Genomic DNA, 14,226 nt, shown 5'->3' on the forward strand with positions numbered 1-14,226 from the left:
TTATTAGTTTAATTATTCTTTTTAGTGACTGGAAAATGTTTAAAACGGAAAATAATAATTAATTAAGACAATTACTTTAAAATAAGTTATAATATAGACGGATGATGAAATTTAGTGAGAGATAAAAAGGACGGCTGATACACAGTCGTCCTTTTTTCTTATGCTTTGCTATTTTCTTTTAAAAAGCTACGGATGATTTTTTCTCGCATTGCAAGAAAGATTGTATTATGTCCAGTAGGATGAATTCGATTAGTCAACAGAATTAAACCTGATCGTTTAATGCGATCCAAAATCATTAATGTACCGGTGAAACCAGTATGTAAGATAATCGGATAATGATTTTTAGGGTCAAAGCGTAGATCCCAGCCCCAAGAACGAGGCTTTACTCCAGCTGGATTTTTGTTGTCAAAAAGCAGACTGACCGTTTTTTGACTGTAAGGGAGTACATCTTTTTTTAATCCAAGATAGCCTTGACTAAAGGTAATTAGATCTTGCATGGTTGAAAAAAGGCCAGCAGATCCACAATCAGCTCTTAATTGTCTTGCCTTAGGATCATGAGGTACTCCTTGCAATACGTGGCCGTTAACAATTGCAGTTGGTACACAGGCTTCTTTTTTAGGTGAAAACGTAGTATGAGCTAGCGGCATTTGATTGAATACCTCAGTTGTAGCAACTTCTTGTACAGGCCGATTGAAAATCTTTTTAATGACTAAGCCTAGCAAAATAAAATTGGTGTCGGCATAACGCATTTTATGTTCGAATTCGCCTGTCACAGGAAGATTAATAATTGCTTTTAATAATTCGTCATGATTTAATTCATCACGATGTGGAATCCAACCGCGGATGCCGCTGGTATGAGTTAGCAAGTGATAAAGGCGAATACGTGAATCCTTGAACTCAGGAATAAACTCTTGTAAAGGTTCAGTAAAGTTAAGCTTGCCTTGATCATACAGCTTTAAAAGCACATTTTTGGTGGCTAAGACCTTGGTCAAGCTGGCCAAATCATATTCCGCAAATGGGCTAAGTTGAGTAACAGTAGGGTAGATGCTAGCAAATCCTGTTGTTGAAGTGAAGATTTGTTTATCTTTAATAAAAGTGTAGTTAACGCCTGGTACTACTCGTTCCAAGACCATTGATTCAATTAAATGTTGTGTTTTATTATAGTCGATCATTTTTCACCATCCACTAAATTATTATAGACAAAATGACTTGACAAGCATAGAAGAAAAAAGCATAATTATTAATGTTGATTCGCCCGTTGGTCAAATGGTTAAGACGCCACCCTCTCAAGGTGGAGTTATGAGTTCAATTCTCGTACGGGTGATTCATTGAGATATAGCCAAATTGGTAAGGCACAGGATTCTGGTTCCTGGATGTTTGGGTTCGAGCCCCAATATCTCAATAGTAATAAAGGTTTAAGCTAAGAGCAGCTTAAACCTTTTTGTTTTGCCTAAAATAACAAAGATTCACTTTGCGTGAATCTTTAACATTACATACCAGCTTTAATAATTTTCTTTTCTGCCATCTTCCTTCTAAGTGCAAGCATTGCTGTGTAAGTAGAAAGGATATAGACCTTCTTAGTTGGCAACTTTTTAATTTCTTCAATCAAACTGTCATAATCAGGATTAGTACTCATAGTACCTGGATCAAAACCGGCAATCTCTAATCTGAAGCCCATGTCATGCCAGCGCTGACTGCCGACAAGAATCTTTTTGATCTTGTCTTTATTTAGCCCTTCGAAGTCAGCATCCCAAATCCATGAGGTATCAATACCATCGGCGTGGTTGGCATTTAATAAGGCAACTAAAGAGTAGTCATCTTTTTCAGTATTGAGCATGTGCAATACTTCATCCAGACCAACAGGGTTTTTGACCAAGATTAAATCAATATCTCTATTACCGTAATGGATTAATTCTTGACGTCCAAAAATACGCTTATTTTCAGCAAATGCTTGAGCGACTTCAGCTTCAGTTAAACCGAAATGACGAGCTACTGAATAAGCAGCTAAGGCATTATAAATATTATAAGTACCACCGATGTTAATAGAGTAATCCTTGTTGCCCATTTGGAATTTCAAACTATTAGGCGTTTGTTCAAGAATATTATTGACTGTAAAAGTCAAGTCAGGACGGTGATATCCGCAGTTAGGACAGAAGAAATCACCTAAGTTAGCATAGATCCTGCTATGGTAGTGCAAAATGTGATCACATTTAGGGCAAAGCACGCCATCAGTGTTAACAGGAGCCTTAAAATCATTTTCTGGCTTGTCATTAGGTAATTTAAAACCGTAGAAAATTTTCTTATTAGGAAGCTCAACTGATGAAAAGATGCTTGCATCGCCGTTAGCAATAATAGTTGCATCAGGTGCTAATTTGATACCATCGACGATTTTGTCGTAAGTTGTATAAATTTCACCATAGCGATCCATCTGATCACGAAAAATATTTGTCAAAACAAATACGCTAGGATGAAGCAATTTGGTTACCATCTTTACGTTAGCTTCATCAACTTCTAGCACCGCGATCTTTCGCTTAACACGCTTATGTTTATGAGCTAAAAAAGCTGTTACAATCCCTTGTTGCATGTTTGAACCAGATGGATTAGTTAAAACATCACCATATTTTTTCTTTAGGGCTTCAACTATTAAAGCAGTAGTCATGGTTTTCCCATTGGTTCCCGTAACTATTACGGTTTCATAGCCTTGGGCTAAAGAATTAAGAACGTTTGGATCAATTTTCATAGCAAACTTGCCAGGGAAACTAGTACCACCTTTTAAAACGTTATGTAAAAACCAGTAACTAGACTTTCCCGCAACTTTGGCGATTCCTGATTTAAAACTCATATTATAATCCCTCACTTTAAAACTATGTTTTAGTTTAGCATAGAGCAGGAATGAAAACGAGGTTTTACCGTTCATTTAGCTACACAAATTTATTTTTTCCTCTATACTATGTTAGGCGAATACTTTTAAGTAAAAGGGAGGGGCCCGGAATGTCGCAATTATTTTTTCGTTATGGTGCAATGAGTAGTGGTAAAACAATAGAAATTCTAAAAGTGGCTCACAATTATGAGGCACAAGGGCGAAAAATTGCTTTAATGACAAGTGGACTTGATAATCGTAGTGGTGTTGGTACGGTTGCTTCTAGAATTGGACTTCATCGTAAGGCAATTCCAATTACTGCGGATATGAATTTATATACATACATTGAAAAAATGAATAGCCATGATTTAGCTGATGGAAAAGGAAAATTGGCTTGTGTCTTAATTGATGAAGCACAATTTTTGAAAAGACATCATGTTTTAGAATGTGCCAAAATTGTAGATGAATTTAATATTCCAGTGATGGCATTTGGCTTAAAAAATGATTTTCAGAATCATTTATTTGAAGGCAGTGAAAATTTATTGATTTTTGCTGATAAAATAGAAGAGATGAAAACTATTTGTCATTATTGTGGTCATAAAGCAACGATGAATTTAAGGGTTAATAATGGCAAACCTGTATATGAAGGTGAACAAGTGCAAATTGGTGGCGATGAAAGTTACTATCCAGTTTGTCGTTATCATTATTTTCACCCAGGTATTCAGAGATAGAGAGGACTTTTAATTTATGGATAAAGTGATGGCTCAATTAGAGGGCTTAGTAGCTCATTATGAAGAACTTCAAGAAATGATGGCAGACCCTGAAGTTATTAATGATACTAAGCGTTACATGGAAATTTCTAAAGAAGAAGCCGATTTGCGTGAAGTTGTACAAAAGTACAAGAAATATAAAGAAGACAAAAAAGAAATCGCTGACAATAAAGAAATTATTGCCAATGAAACGGATTCTGATTTAATCGAAATGGCTAAAGAAGAAAATGCTGAGATTGAAAAAGAAATTCCTGAACTTGAAGATCAAATTAAAATTTTGATGTTGCCTAAGGATCCTAATGATGATAAAGACATCATCATGGAAATCCGTGGTGCAGCTGGTGGTGATGAAGCTTCACTTTTTGCTGGTGATTTGCTTAGAATGTATGAAAAATACGCTGAACGTCAAAACTGGAAAGTTTCAATGATTGATTCAGAACCAACTGAAGTTGGTGGTTATAAGCGTGTTGCCATTATGATCACTGGAGACAAGGTTTATTCAAAATTAAAGTATGAAAATGGTGCTCACCGTGTTCAACGTATCCCAGTAACTGAATCTCAGGGTCGTGTTCATACTTCAACTGCAACTGTTGCCGTTATGCCTGAATATGAACAAGTAGATATTGATATTGATCCAAAGGATATTCGTGTTGATGTTTATCGTTCAAGTGGTGCCGGTGGTCAGCACATTAACAAGACTTCTAGTGCCGTTCGTATGACTCACTTGCCAACTGGTATCGTAGTTGCTATGCAGGATCAACGTAGTCAGCAACAAAACCGTGAAAAAGCTATGCAAATTTTGAAGTCTCGTGTTTATGACTACTATGAAAGTCAAAACCAAGCTAAATATGATGCTAAACGTAAGAATGCTATTGGTACTGGGGACCGTTCAGAAAGAATCAGAACTTACAACTATCCTCAAAACCGTGTTACTGATCACCGTATTGGCTTGACTATCAATAAGCTTGACCGTGTAATGAACGGGGAACTTGACGAAATTATCGATGCATTGATTCTTTATAACCAAACTAAGCAATTAGAGGAGTTGGCTGATCAAAATGCCTAAGACTTTAAAAGAAATTAGAATTAAGGCAGGCGAAACTGCTGAAAATGCTTGCCCTGAAGATATTGACTATGTTTTGGCTGAGCGTCTTAATTTGACTCCAAGTGAATTTGAGTTAAAACAAGACATGGTTTTATCTGACGATCAGTTAAAGCAAGCAAATAAAGATATTAAAAAGCTAGCCAAGGGCGTTTCTCCCCAATATATTTTGGGTTATGCCTGGTTTTTTGGATATAAAATCATGGTGCAGCGTGGGGTCTTAATTCCACGCTTTGAAACTGAAGAACTCGTGGAATGGACGCTTAAGTCGTTGAAGAGTGGCGATAAGGTGCTTGATTTAGGTACTGGTTCGGGATGCATTACGGTTGCCCTTGCTAAAGAAGCCGAGAAAAAAGGGATTAAAGATTTAACTCTTTATGCTAGTGACATTACTGATGCCGCATTAAGAACTAGTGAAGAGAATTTCTTGACTTATGATCTTGATGTAGTAACGCGTAAGGCAAATGTCTTAATTGGTTTGGAAAAGTTTGACAAGATTATTTCTAATCCGCCATATATTAAGACAACCGAGAAAAAAGAAATGGATGAAAATGTCTTGCAAAATGAACCTAAAGAGGCCCTTTTTGCAGGCAATGATGGTTTAGATTTTTATAAAAAATTTGCTAAGCAGGTTCGTGATCACTTAAATAGTCATGGTGAATTCTTCTTAGAATTTGGTTTTAGCGAAGAAGATCAATTGAAAGAACTATTTGCTAAAGAACTGCCTGATTTTGATATTGAATTTAGAAAAGACATGGCCGGCAAGCCACGCATGGTTCATGGAAGGTGGCAAAAATAAAAATTATGGAAACCAAGATTTTTAAAAAAGATCAAATTGATGAAGCTGTTAAATTATTAGCTGAAGGAGAACTTGTAGCATTTCCAACTGAAACGGTTTATGGATTGGGTGCAATCGCAACTAAAGAAAAGTCTGTTAAAGGTGTTTATGCTGCTAAAGGACGTCCTAGCGATAATCCTTTGATTGTTACTGTTTCTGATGAAAAAATGATGGAGCGCTATGCCAAAGAAGTGCCTGAAAGAGCTAAAAAATTAATCAAGCACTTCTGTCCAGGTCCTTTGACTTTACTCTTATTTGTTAAGCCTGGTACGCTTCCTGATGCCGTTACAGGTGGACTTGATACAGTGGCTTTTCGTTGTCCTGATGATCAATTGACCCATGATTTAATTGCTAAATTAGGTTATCCAATTGTAGGCCCATCTGCCAATATTTCAACTAAGCCAAGTCCAACCACTGCTGAGCACGTTTATCATGATTTAAAGGACAAGATTGCAGGCATTATTGATGGTGGTCCAACTCGTTTTGGTCTTGAGTCAACTATTATTGATTTATCCGTCAAAACTCCTATTGTCCTTCGTCCTGGTGAGATTACGCCAGAAGAACTTAGCGAGGTCCTCGGTGAAAAAGTTTTGATTAATACTGGTAAGGTCGCAGATAAAGATGTACCTAAAGCTCCAGGAATGAAGTACAGACACTATGCTCCAAGCGAACCCGTTGTTGTAGTAGATGATCCTGCTGATTTTGGCAAAATTGATTTTAATGATAAAACAGGTGTCGCTGCGTTAGGTTCGGTTTTAGATCAAATTAATTTACCTGAAGAAAATAAATTTGACCTAGGTAAAAATTTAATTGATGCCGATCATAATTTGTTTGGTGCATTACGTTACTTTGATGATAAAGACGATATTGAAACTATTTATGTTCAAGGCTTCGATGAAGGCGAAGAAAGTTTGGCTTATATGAATCGTTTGAACAAAGCTGCTGGCGGTCATCATCTTAATAAATAAAAAATAAAACGCAAAGGGGTTTAAACCCTTTGCGTTTTTGATTAAAATATTTATGATCAGATTATTTGTTATAGGAGGCATATATGGGAAAGTTCGTAGTTTTGGATCACCCATTGATTCAACACAAGTTAACTATCATTCGTCGTAAGGACACAGGTTCAAATGAATTTCGTAGAATTGTTGGCGAAATTGGTGGATTAATGACCTATGAAATTACGAGAGATTTACCACTTAAGGATGTTGAAATTGAAACACCAATGGGTAAAACTGTCCAAAAGGAAATTGCTGGTAAGAAATTGACAATTGTGCCAATTTTGCGTGCAGGTATCGGAATGCTTAACGGTGTTCTTGACATGGTACCATCAGCTAAAATTGCGGTCATTGGTATGTATCGTGATGAAAAGACTTTGAAGCCACATGAATACTTCTTCAAGGCTCCAAAGGATATTGCTGAACGTGATTGCTTGGTTGTTGATCCAATGCTTGCAACTGGTGGCTCAGCAAATGATGCCATTGCTGCATTGAAGAAGCGCGGCGTTAAAGAGATCAATTTGGCAGTTTTAGTAGCAGCTCCAGAAGGAATTAAGGCTGTTCAAGAAGCTAACCCAGATGTTGATATTTACGCAGCTGCTGAAGATGAAAAGTTGATGGATAATGGCTACATCTTCCCAGGCTTGGGTGATGCTGGTGACAGATTATTCGGAACTAAGTAATTCCCTTTTCGTAAAAAAATATTCATTAGAATACGCTTACATATTACACAAAGGACTTTTTTGGTGTTAAGATGATTTAAGTGTTCGAGTTTAATTCAACACGAGAAGGGAGGTCACGAAGTAATGGAGAAATCATTTGTTTTTAAATTCATGGGTTTGAATTTTGATCTTACTGGGATCATCGGTTCAACGCTAATGGCTTTAGCAGTTTTTCTTATCTGCCTTTGGCTTGCAAGAAAAGTTGAAATGAAACCTAATAAAAGACAAAATGTTTTTGAATATTTACTAGATTTTATTAATGGTATCGTTAAAGATAACGTTAGTGATGTAGATGCGCAAAAACACCTATCTTTATATGCATTTGTTTTATTTCTTTTCATTTGGTTCATGAACCAATTGGGTATGTTCATGGAAGTCAAAGTTGATGATTGGGTCTTTATCAAGTCACCAACTGCTGATCCAGTAGCGACAATGTCGTTTGCAATGATGACCTTGCTTCTATCGTTCACATTTGGCGTACAAAGATTTGGTGTTGGCGGCTATTTAAAGAATTATACGCAGCCAGTTGGTTTTATGCTCCCAATTAACATTGTTGAAGAGTTTACCAATTTCTTGACCTTATCATTACGTTTATATGGGAACATTTATGCTGGTGAAGTTTTGCTTACATTAATTGGTAATGATCTAGCACATGCTGGTGGACCATTTACATTGATTCTAGCAGCTCCATTGGCCATGATTTGGCAAGGTTTCTCTGTCTTCATTGGCTCTATCCAGGCATATGTTTTCGTAACTTTATCAATGGTTTACATTGGTAAGAAGGTTACTACAGAATAAATTTTGGAGGTATAAATTTATGTCATTTATGTCAGAAGCTTTTAAATACCTTGCTGCATCCATCGCAGCTGGTTTAGCAGCTTTAGCTGCTGCATTGGGTAACGGTAAAGTTATTTCAAAAACTCTTGAAGGTATGGCTCGTCAACCTGAAAGTGCAGATAACTTAAGAGCAACAATGTTTATCGGTGTTGGTTTGATCGAAGCCGTTCCTATTTTAGCTATCGTTATTGCCTTCTTGATTCTTTTCCTTTAATAAATTTTTTAAAACTAAAGGATTTAAGTATTAAAGAGAGAAGGGCAGTAAATGACTATTCAAACATTATTTGCAGCCTCACATCATATTTACCTAGGTAACGCACTCTGGTATTTAATTTGTTTTGCCATCTTGTTGTTACTGATCAAGCACTTTGCTTGGGGCCCAGTATCAGACATGATGGAAAAGCGGCGGCAAAAAGTTATTAATGACTTGGATTCAGCTGCAAGTGATCGCAAAAAGGCTGAAACGCTTGCTAACGAGCGTGAAGCTGCCTTGAAGAACTCAAGACAAGAAGCAACAAAGATTCTCTCTGACGCTAAAGCTAATGCGCAAAAAACTGGCAAAGAAATCGTAGCAAGTGCAAATGAATATGCTGCAGCAATTCGTAAGAAGGCAAATGAAGAAGCCGCTAAGGCTAAATCAGATGCATTAGATTCCGCACGTGATCAAGTTGCTGATATTTCTTTAGCTATTGCTGAAAAAGTAATCGCTAAGAATTTATCTGCTGAAGACCAAAAAGATTTAGTCGACCAATTTATTAAGGAGTTGGATGATTAATGGCTTTAAGTAGAGAAGAAGTAGCTGCACGCTACGGTGCCGCTTTGTTCGGCTATGCGCAAGATAATAAAGTACTTGATAATGTTTATGACGAAATGATGGAGTTGAAAAAGGCAGTAATTGCCACTCCTCAAGTTATTAGCGTTTTAAGTGATCCTATCTTAAACAGTAAGGATAAAAAAGATTTCTTAACTGCTATTGAAAAAATTTTTTCAGAAGAAGTACAAGGATTTTTAAATTTACTGCTTGAATATGATCGTTTTGCATATTTGGTCGATATCATTAATCAATTTGCTGTACTTTATGATGATAAAAACAAGATCGCATCTGGTACTGCAACTACAGCAGTGAAGTTGGATGATGATCAACTTAAGCGTTTAGGTGATGGTTTCGCTAAGAAATACAATTTGAATGCTGTGCGTCTTGAGAATAAAGTTGATCCAAGTATTTTAGGCGGCGTGATTCTTCAAGTTAAGGATCGCGTGATTGATGGATCAGTTAAAAATAAACTGAAGAAGATCCGTGCGCAAATAATTGATGAAAATTAAAAGAGGTGAAACCATTGAGCATTAAAGCGGAAGAAATTAGCTCCTTGATCAAGCAACAACTTGAACATTACGACGACAAGCTCGACATTAACGAAGTTGGTGTTGTAACTTATGTTGGTGATGGTATCGCCCGGGCTCACGGTCTTAATAATGCATTGGCCGGTGAGTTATTAAAATTTGATAACGGTTCATACGGTATCGCTCAAAACTTGGACTCTAGTGATGTAGGTATCATCATTTTGGGTCAATTTGACAATATCCGTGAAGGTGACCGTGTTCAAAGAACTGGTCGAATTATGTCAGTTCCTGTTGGTGACGCCTTAATCGGTAGAGTAGTTAACCCATTGGGTCAACCAGTTGACGGTTTAGGTGAGATTAAATCTGATAAGACACGTCCTATTGAAGAAAAAGCTCCAGGGGTTATGGACCGTCAATCAGTTAACCAACCACTTCAAACTGGTATTAAAGCTATTGATGCCTTAGTTCCAATTGGTCGTGGACAGCGTGAATTGATTATTGGTGACCGTAAAACTGGTAAGACTAGTTTAGCCATCGATACAATTCTTAACCAAAAGAACCAAGACGTAATTTGTATTTATGTTGCTATTGGTCAAAAGGAATCAACCGTTAGAACTCAAGTAGAAACTTTAAAGCGTTTCGGAGCAATGGATTACACCATTGTTGTTGAAGCGGGCCCAAGTGAACCAGCCCCAATGTTATACATTGCACCATATGCTGGTACTGCTATGGGTGAGGAATTTATGTACAATGGCAAGGATGTATTAATCGTATTTGACGACCTATCTAAGCAAGCCGTCGCTTACCGTGAACTTTCTTTGCTTCTTCGTCGTCCGCCTGGTCGTGAAGCTTACCCAGGTGATGTCTTCTACTTACACTCACGTTTACTTGAACGTAGTGCTAAGTTGAGTGACAAACTTGGTGGTGGATCATTGACTGCATTGCCAATTATCCAAACTGAAGCGGGAGATATTTCTGCATATATTCCAACCAACGTAATTTCTATTACTGATGGTCAGATTTTCTTACAAAGTGATTTGTTCTTTGCTGGTACTCGTCCAGCCATTGATGCTGGTAACTCAGTTTCTCGTGTTGGTGGTAACGCTCAGATTAAGGCTATGAAGAAAGTTGCTGGTACTTTACGTACTGACCTTGCTGCTTATCGTGAACTTGAAAGTTTCGCTCAATTTGGTAGTGATCTTGATCAAGCCACTCAAGCTAAGTTGAACAGAGGTCAAAGAACTGTTGAAGTTTTGAAGCAACCACTTCATGATCCTATTCCAGTTGAGAAACAAGTTTTGATTCTTTATGCTTTGACTCACGGTTATCTTGATTCTATTCCAGTTGAAGACATTAGTCGCTTCCAAAACGAATTGTTTGATAACTTTGACAGCAGTCATGCTGACTTGCTTAAGACAATTCGTGAAACTGGTAAATTACCAGATGACAAGAAGCTGTCAGCAGCTATTGAGGAATTTAGTGAGAGCTTTGCACCAAGTGAGAAATAGGAGGTAGAATATGCCTGCATCTTTACTTGAGTTGAAGAAGAAGATTGCTTCAGTTAAGCAAACTGGTAAGATTACGGAAGCCATGCGAATGGTTTCTGCATCAAAGTTAAACCAAACTGAAGATCGCGATAAAGGCTATACCATTTATAACAATCATGTTCGTAAGACCATTTCTCGTTTAATTAGTTCACAAGTGGTAGATAGCTTACGTGAACAAGACGTAGCAATTGACAAGAGAAATATTGCCAAGATTGACTACACCGATGTATTTGGCTTAGGAATTACTGCTGATATGATTCAACCACGAAAAAATATTAAGTCTACTGGCTTTTTAGTAGTGAGTGGTGATCGTGGTTTGGTAGGTTCTTATAATAGTAATGTTATTAAGAACATGATGGGAATCTTTGAAGATGAACGTGCGCAAGGTCATGATGTTAAAGTTTTGGCTGTAGGTTCAGTTGGAGCACAATTTTTCAAGAAGAACAATGTTAATGTTGTTTATGAAAAAAATGGTGTTTCTGATGTCCCAACTTTTGATGAAGTTTTGCCAATCGTTTCAACAGCGATCAAGATGTTTTTGAACGGTGTGTTTGACCAACTTTATGTATGTTATACGCACCATGTAAATTCATTATCATCTGCATTTCGTGTTGAAAAGATGCTGCAAATTGTCGACTTAGATATTGGTGTTAAAGAAGCTGAAGCACATAGAGAATTAGAATATGATATTGAACCAGATCCTAATAGAGTATTAATGAAGTTGTTACCACAGTATGCGCGTTCAACCATTTATGGTGCTATTTTGGATGCAAAGACTGCAGAGCATGCTAGTTCAATGACAGCAATGCAAAGTGCAACTGATAATGCTAAGGATTTAGTTTCAAATTTAACTACGAAATTAAATCGTGCTAGACAGGCACAAATTACTACTGAAATTACTGAAATTATCAGTGGTGCAAATGCCTTAGAGTAATAAAGAAAAGGAGGTAGATGTTTTGAGTGAAGGTGAAATCGTTCAAGTAATCGGCCCAGTTATCGATGTAAAATTCCCAATCGATAAGAATTTACCTAATATTAACAATGCCTTGCGTGTAATTAAATCCGAGAACGAAAGTATTGTTCTTGAAGTTACAGTTGAGCTTGGTGATGGTGTTTTAAGAACGATCGCCATGGAATCTACCGATGGTCTTCGACGTGGTATGAAAGTTGAAGATACTGGTGGCCCAATTTCAGTTCCTGTTGGGGAAGATACATTAGGTCGTGTATTCAACGTTTTAGGTCAACCAATTGATGGTGGCCCAGCATTCTCAAAGGATCACCCTCGTGAAAGCATCCATAAGGAAGCACCTGAGTACGAAGATTTGACTACTAGTCGTGAAATCCTTGAAACTGGTATCAAGGTTATCGACTTGCTTGAACCATACGTCCGTGGTGGTAAAGTTGGTTTGTTTGGTGGTGCCGGTGTTGGTAAGACTACCATTATTCAGGAATTAATTCACAACATCGCTCAAGAACACGGTGGTATTTCCGTATTTACTGGTGTTGGTGAAAGAACTCGTGAAGGTAACGACCTTTACTTCGAAATGAAAGCTTCAGGCGTTTTAAGTAAAACTGCCATGGTATTTGGTCAGATGAACGAACCGCCTGGTGCCAGAATGCGTGTTGCGTTAACTGGTTTGACTCTTGCTGAATATTTCAGAGATGTTGAAGGTCAAGATGTTTTGCTCTTTATCGACAACATTTTCCGGTTTACTCAGGCTGGTTCAGAAGTTTCAGCTTTGCTTGGTCGTATGCCAAGTGCCGTTGGTTACCAGCCAACTTTGGCAACTGAAATGGGACAATTGCAGGAAAGAATTACTTCTACTAAGAAGGGTTCAATTACTTCAATTCAAGCCGTTTATGTTCCAGCCGATGACTATACCGACCCAGCTCCATCAACCACATTCGCACACTTGGATGCTACTACTAACTTGGAACGTAGTTTGGTTGAACAAGGTATTTATCCAGCCGTAGACCCGCTTGAATCATCATCAAGTGCTCTTGATCCAGAAGTTGTTGGTAAAGAACACTATGAAGTTGCTACGCGAGTACAACATATTTTGCAACGTTACCATGAATTGCAAGATATTATTTCTGTTTTGGGTATGGATGAATTGTCTGATGAAGAAAAATTGATCGTTGCACGTGCACGTAAAGTTCAATTCTTCTTGTCACAAAACTTCTTTGTTGCTGAACAGTTTACTGGTGTTCCAGGTTCATATGTTCCAATTAAGGAAACCATTAAGGGCTTTAAGCTTATCTTAGATGGTCATCTTGATGACTTACCAGAAGATTCGTTCCGTGGCGTTGGTCCAATTGAAGATGTTTTGAAGAAAGCACAAGAAATGGGCGTAACTCCAAGTGATCCAGAAGCTAAAGCATTACTAGAAAAGTAGGGTGATGTCCAATGGCAGATCCAGAAAAGCTTTTTAGAGTAGATGTTGTAACTCCTAATGGAATGATTTATTCACATCGTGGAAGCATCGTTGATGTGCGTGCCATAGATGGTGAACGTTCAATAATGTATAATCACGTACCTTTATTAACTCCATTAGTAATTAGTGAAGTTAAGGTTAAACGTAGTCGTGAAATGGATTCAAGAATTGACCATATCGCTATTAGTGGTGGTTATATTGAATTCTCCAATAACGTAGCTACGATTATTGCAGATAGTGCTGAACGTTCCAGAAATATTGATATATCTCGTGCTCAAGCCGCTAAGGAAAGAGCCGAGAAGCGTCTAAAGGAAGCACGTGAAAAGCATGATGAGCGTACTCTTGAACGTGCTGAGGTTGCTTTAAGACGAGCAATGAACAGAATTAGTGTTTACAACACTAAAGGTCACTAAAAGAGATAAAAAGACGAATGCAGATTTTGCATCCGTCTTTTTTATTAAATAAAGGAAAAGAATATGTTTCAGTTAGGCGTTCATGCCATTATTAGCATAGTAATTTATTTGATTACAATAGGATTGTCTTTTCAGGCAATGAAAGCTGTGCAACTTGAAAAAATAATTCGTAAAGGTCATGTGTTTGAAACACAATTATTATATTTATTTATAGCCATTGCTTTAGGCTTTTTGGTTGGTAATTTTGTAATTACATTTATCGATACTTCGATGCAATTAAGCAATTTGTTCTAAAGATTGTGTTAAAACAAGGACAGTAAAGGAAACTATTATTTATTTATGGTAAAATGGACGATGAATAAT

At 37.3% G+C, this 14,226-nt stretch carries 16 protein-coding genes and 2 tRNA genes; 16 read left to right on the plus strand and 2 right to left on the minus strand.

The window, feature by feature from the left end; genetic code table 11:
- Positions 1-158: 158 nt before the first annotated feature.
- Positions 159-1,172: a serine hydrolase domain-containing protein gene (locus tag HMPREF0518_RS03490; protein ID WP_003626141.1), complete on the minus strand. Its 1,014-nt coding sequence runs from the start codon at positions 1,170-1,172 to the stop codon at positions 159-161.
- A gap of 80 nt (positions 1,173-1,252) precedes the next feature.
- Between HMPREF0518_RS03490 and HMPREF0518_RS03495 the strand changes: the two genes are divergently transcribed.
- Positions 1,253-1,324, plus strand: a tRNA-Glu gene (locus HMPREF0518_RS03495).
- Between the two features lie 5 nt (positions 1,325-1,329).
- Positions 1,330-1,402 (plus strand) — tRNA-Gln (locus tag HMPREF0518_RS03500).
- 87 nt (positions 1,403-1,489) lie between these two features.
- Here HMPREF0518_RS03500 and HMPREF0518_RS03505 read toward each other — a convergent pair.
- Positions 1,490-2,842, minus strand: a complete 1,353-nt coding sequence (locus HMPREF0518_RS03505) for a Mur ligase family protein (protein WP_023192922.1) — start codon at positions 2,840-2,842, stop codon at positions 1,490-1,492.
- 149 nt (positions 2,843-2,991) lie between these two features.
- Between HMPREF0518_RS03505 and HMPREF0518_RS03510 the strand changes: the two genes are divergently transcribed.
- The 14 genes from HMPREF0518_RS03510 (at position 2,992) to HMPREF0518_RS03575 (ending at position 14,157) form a co-directional block, all read left to right on the plus strand.
- On the plus strand, positions 2,992-3,591 hold the full coding sequence (locus HMPREF0518_RS03510) for a thymidine kinase (protein WP_003626146.1): 600 nt from the start codon (positions 2,992-2,994) through the stop codon (positions 3,589-3,591).
- Between the two features lie 16 nt (positions 3,592-3,607).
- On the plus strand, positions 3,608-4,696 hold the full coding sequence (gene prfA / locus HMPREF0518_RS03515) for a peptide chain release factor 1 (RefSeq protein ID WP_003626148.1): 1,089 nt from the start codon (positions 3,608-3,610) through the stop codon (positions 4,694-4,696).
- Positions 4,689-5,531 carry a peptide chain release factor N(5)-glutamine methyltransferase gene (gene prmC / locus HMPREF0518_RS03520; RefSeq protein ID WP_003626150.1) on the plus strand — a complete coding sequence of 281 codons (843 nt, stop codon included), beginning with the start codon at positions 4,689-4,691 and terminating at the stop codon, positions 5,529-5,531. The genes prfA and prmC overlap by 8 nt, the downstream gene beginning before the upstream one ends.
- Before the next feature lie 5 nt (positions 5,532-5,536).
- Positions 5,537-6,538 carry an L-threonylcarbamoyladenylate synthase gene (locus tag HMPREF0518_RS03525; RefSeq protein WP_023192923.1) on the plus strand — a complete coding sequence of 334 codons (1,002 nt, stop codon included), beginning with the start codon at positions 5,537-5,539 and terminating at the stop codon, positions 6,536-6,538.
- A gap of 83 nt (positions 6,539-6,621) precedes the next feature.
- Positions 6,622-7,251 carry a uracil phosphoribosyltransferase gene (gene upp / locus HMPREF0518_RS03530; protein WP_003626154.1) on the plus strand — a complete coding sequence of 210 codons (630 nt, stop codon included), beginning with the start codon at positions 6,622-6,624 and terminating at the stop codon, positions 7,249-7,251.
- 123 nt (positions 7,252-7,374) lie between these two features.
- A complete protein-coding gene (atpB, locus tag HMPREF0518_RS03535; protein ID WP_003626156.1) occupies positions 7,375-8,088 on the plus strand; it encodes a F0F1 ATP synthase subunit A in 714 nt (237 codons plus the stop codon).
- 28 nt (positions 8,089-8,116) lie between these two features.
- Positions 8,117-8,341, plus strand: a complete 225-nt coding sequence (atpE, locus tag HMPREF0518_RS03540; RefSeq protein WP_061287255.1) for a F0F1 ATP synthase subunit C — start codon at positions 8,117-8,119, stop codon at positions 8,339-8,341.
- Between the two features lie 51 nt (positions 8,342-8,392).
- A complete protein-coding gene (atpF, locus tag HMPREF0518_RS03545) occupies positions 8,393-8,902 on the plus strand; it encodes a F0F1 ATP synthase subunit B (protein ID WP_003626159.1) in 510 nt (169 codons plus the stop codon).
- Positions 8,902-9,450, plus strand: a complete 549-nt coding sequence (locus tag HMPREF0518_RS03550) for a F0F1 ATP synthase subunit delta (protein WP_003626162.1) — start codon at positions 8,902-8,904, stop codon at positions 9,448-9,450. Before atpF ends, HMPREF0518_RS03550 begins: the two co-directional genes overlap by 1 nt.
- 14 nt (positions 9,451-9,464) lie before the next feature.
- Positions 9,465-10,976 (plus strand): F0F1 ATP synthase subunit alpha, encoded by a 1,512-nt coding sequence (atpA, locus tag HMPREF0518_RS03555; RefSeq protein WP_012211671.1) that lies wholly within the window; start codon positions 9,465-9,467, stop codon positions 10,974-10,976.
- Positions 10,977-10,986: 10 nt separating this feature from the next.
- Positions 10,987-11,949, plus strand: coding sequence for a F0F1 ATP synthase subunit gamma (locus HMPREF0518_RS03560; protein WP_003626164.1), 963 nt, complete (start codon positions 10,987-10,989; stop codon positions 11,947-11,949).
- Positions 11,950-11,971: 22 nt separating this feature from the next.
- Positions 11,972-13,411, plus strand: coding sequence for a F0F1 ATP synthase subunit beta (atpD, locus tag HMPREF0518_RS03565; protein ID WP_003626165.1), 1,440 nt, complete (start codon positions 11,972-11,974; stop codon positions 13,409-13,411).
- Between the two features lie 11 nt (positions 13,412-13,422).
- Entirely contained in the window at positions 13,423-13,863 is a 441-nt protein-coding gene (locus HMPREF0518_RS03570; protein ID WP_003626166.1) for a F0F1 ATP synthase subunit epsilon, read from the plus strand.
- 63 nt (positions 13,864-13,926) lie between these two features.
- Entirely contained in the window at positions 13,927-14,157 is a 231-nt protein-coding gene (locus tag HMPREF0518_RS03575) for a DUF1146 family protein (protein ID WP_003626167.1), read from the plus strand.
- The last annotated feature ends 69 nt before the right edge of the window (positions 14,158-14,226 follow it).

It is taken from the genome of Lactobacillus helveticus DSM 20075 = CGMCC 1.1877 (assembly GCF_000160855.1).
GTDB lineage: Bacteria > Bacillota > Bacilli > Lactobacillales > Lactobacillaceae > Lactobacillus > Lactobacillus helveticus.

What these genes read in the sequence shown, in the direction of transcription:
- atpB (WP_003626156.1), top strand. Translation starts at nt 7,375, where the DNA reads ATGGAGAAATCATTTGTTTTTAAATTCATGGGTTTGAATTTTGATCTT.
- atpF (WP_003626159.1), top strand. Translation starts at nt 8,393, where the DNA reads ATGACTATTCAAACATTATTTGCAGCCTCACATCATATTTACCTAGGT.
- upp (WP_003626154.1), top strand. Translation starts at nt 6,622, where the DNA reads ATGGGAAAGTTCGTAGTTTTGGATCACCCATTGATTCAACACAAGTTA.
- prmC (WP_003626150.1), top strand. Translation starts at nt 4,689, where the DNA reads ATGCCTAAGACTTTAAAAGAAATTAGAATTAAGGCAGGCGAAACTGCT.
- HMPREF0518_RS03525 (WP_023192923.1), top strand. Translation starts at nt 5,537, where the DNA reads ATGGAAACCAAGATTTTTAAAAAAGATCAAATTGATGAAGCTGTTAAA.
- HMPREF0518_RS03570 (WP_003626166.1), top strand. Translation starts at nt 13,423, where the DNA reads ATGGCAGATCCAGAAAAGCTTTTTAGAGTAGATGTTGTAACTCCTAAT.
- HMPREF0518_RS03560 (WP_003626164.1), top strand. Translation starts at nt 10,987, where the DNA reads ATGCCTGCATCTTTACTTGAGTTGAAGAAGAAGATTGCTTCAGTTAAG.
- atpE (WP_061287255.1), top strand. Translation starts at nt 8,117, where the DNA reads ATGTCAGAAGCTTTTAAATACCTTGCTGCATCCATCGCAGCTGGTTTA.
- HMPREF0518_RS03575 (WP_003626167.1), top strand. Translation starts at nt 13,927, where the DNA reads ATGTTTCAGTTAGGCGTTCATGCCATTATTAGCATAGTAATTTATTTG.
- HMPREF0518_RS03510 (WP_003626146.1), top strand. Translation starts at nt 2,992, where the DNA reads ATGTCGCAATTATTTTTTCGTTATGGTGCAATGAGTAGTGGTAAAACA.
- HMPREF0518_RS03490 (WP_003626141.1), bottom strand. Translation starts at nt 1,172, where the DNA reads ATGATCGACTATAATAAAACACAACATTTAATTGAATCAATGGTCTTG.
- HMPREF0518_RS03550 (WP_003626162.1), top strand. Translation starts at nt 8,902, where the DNA reads ATGGCTTTAAGTAGAGAAGAAGTAGCTGCACGCTACGGTGCCGCTTTG.
- HMPREF0518_RS03505 (WP_023192922.1), bottom strand. Translation starts at nt 2,842, where the DNA reads ATGAGTTTTAAATCAGGAATCGCCAAAGTTGCGGGAAAGTCTAGTTAC.
- prfA (WP_003626148.1), top strand. Translation starts at nt 3,608, where the DNA reads ATGGATAAAGTGATGGCTCAATTAGAGGGCTTAGTAGCTCATTATGAA.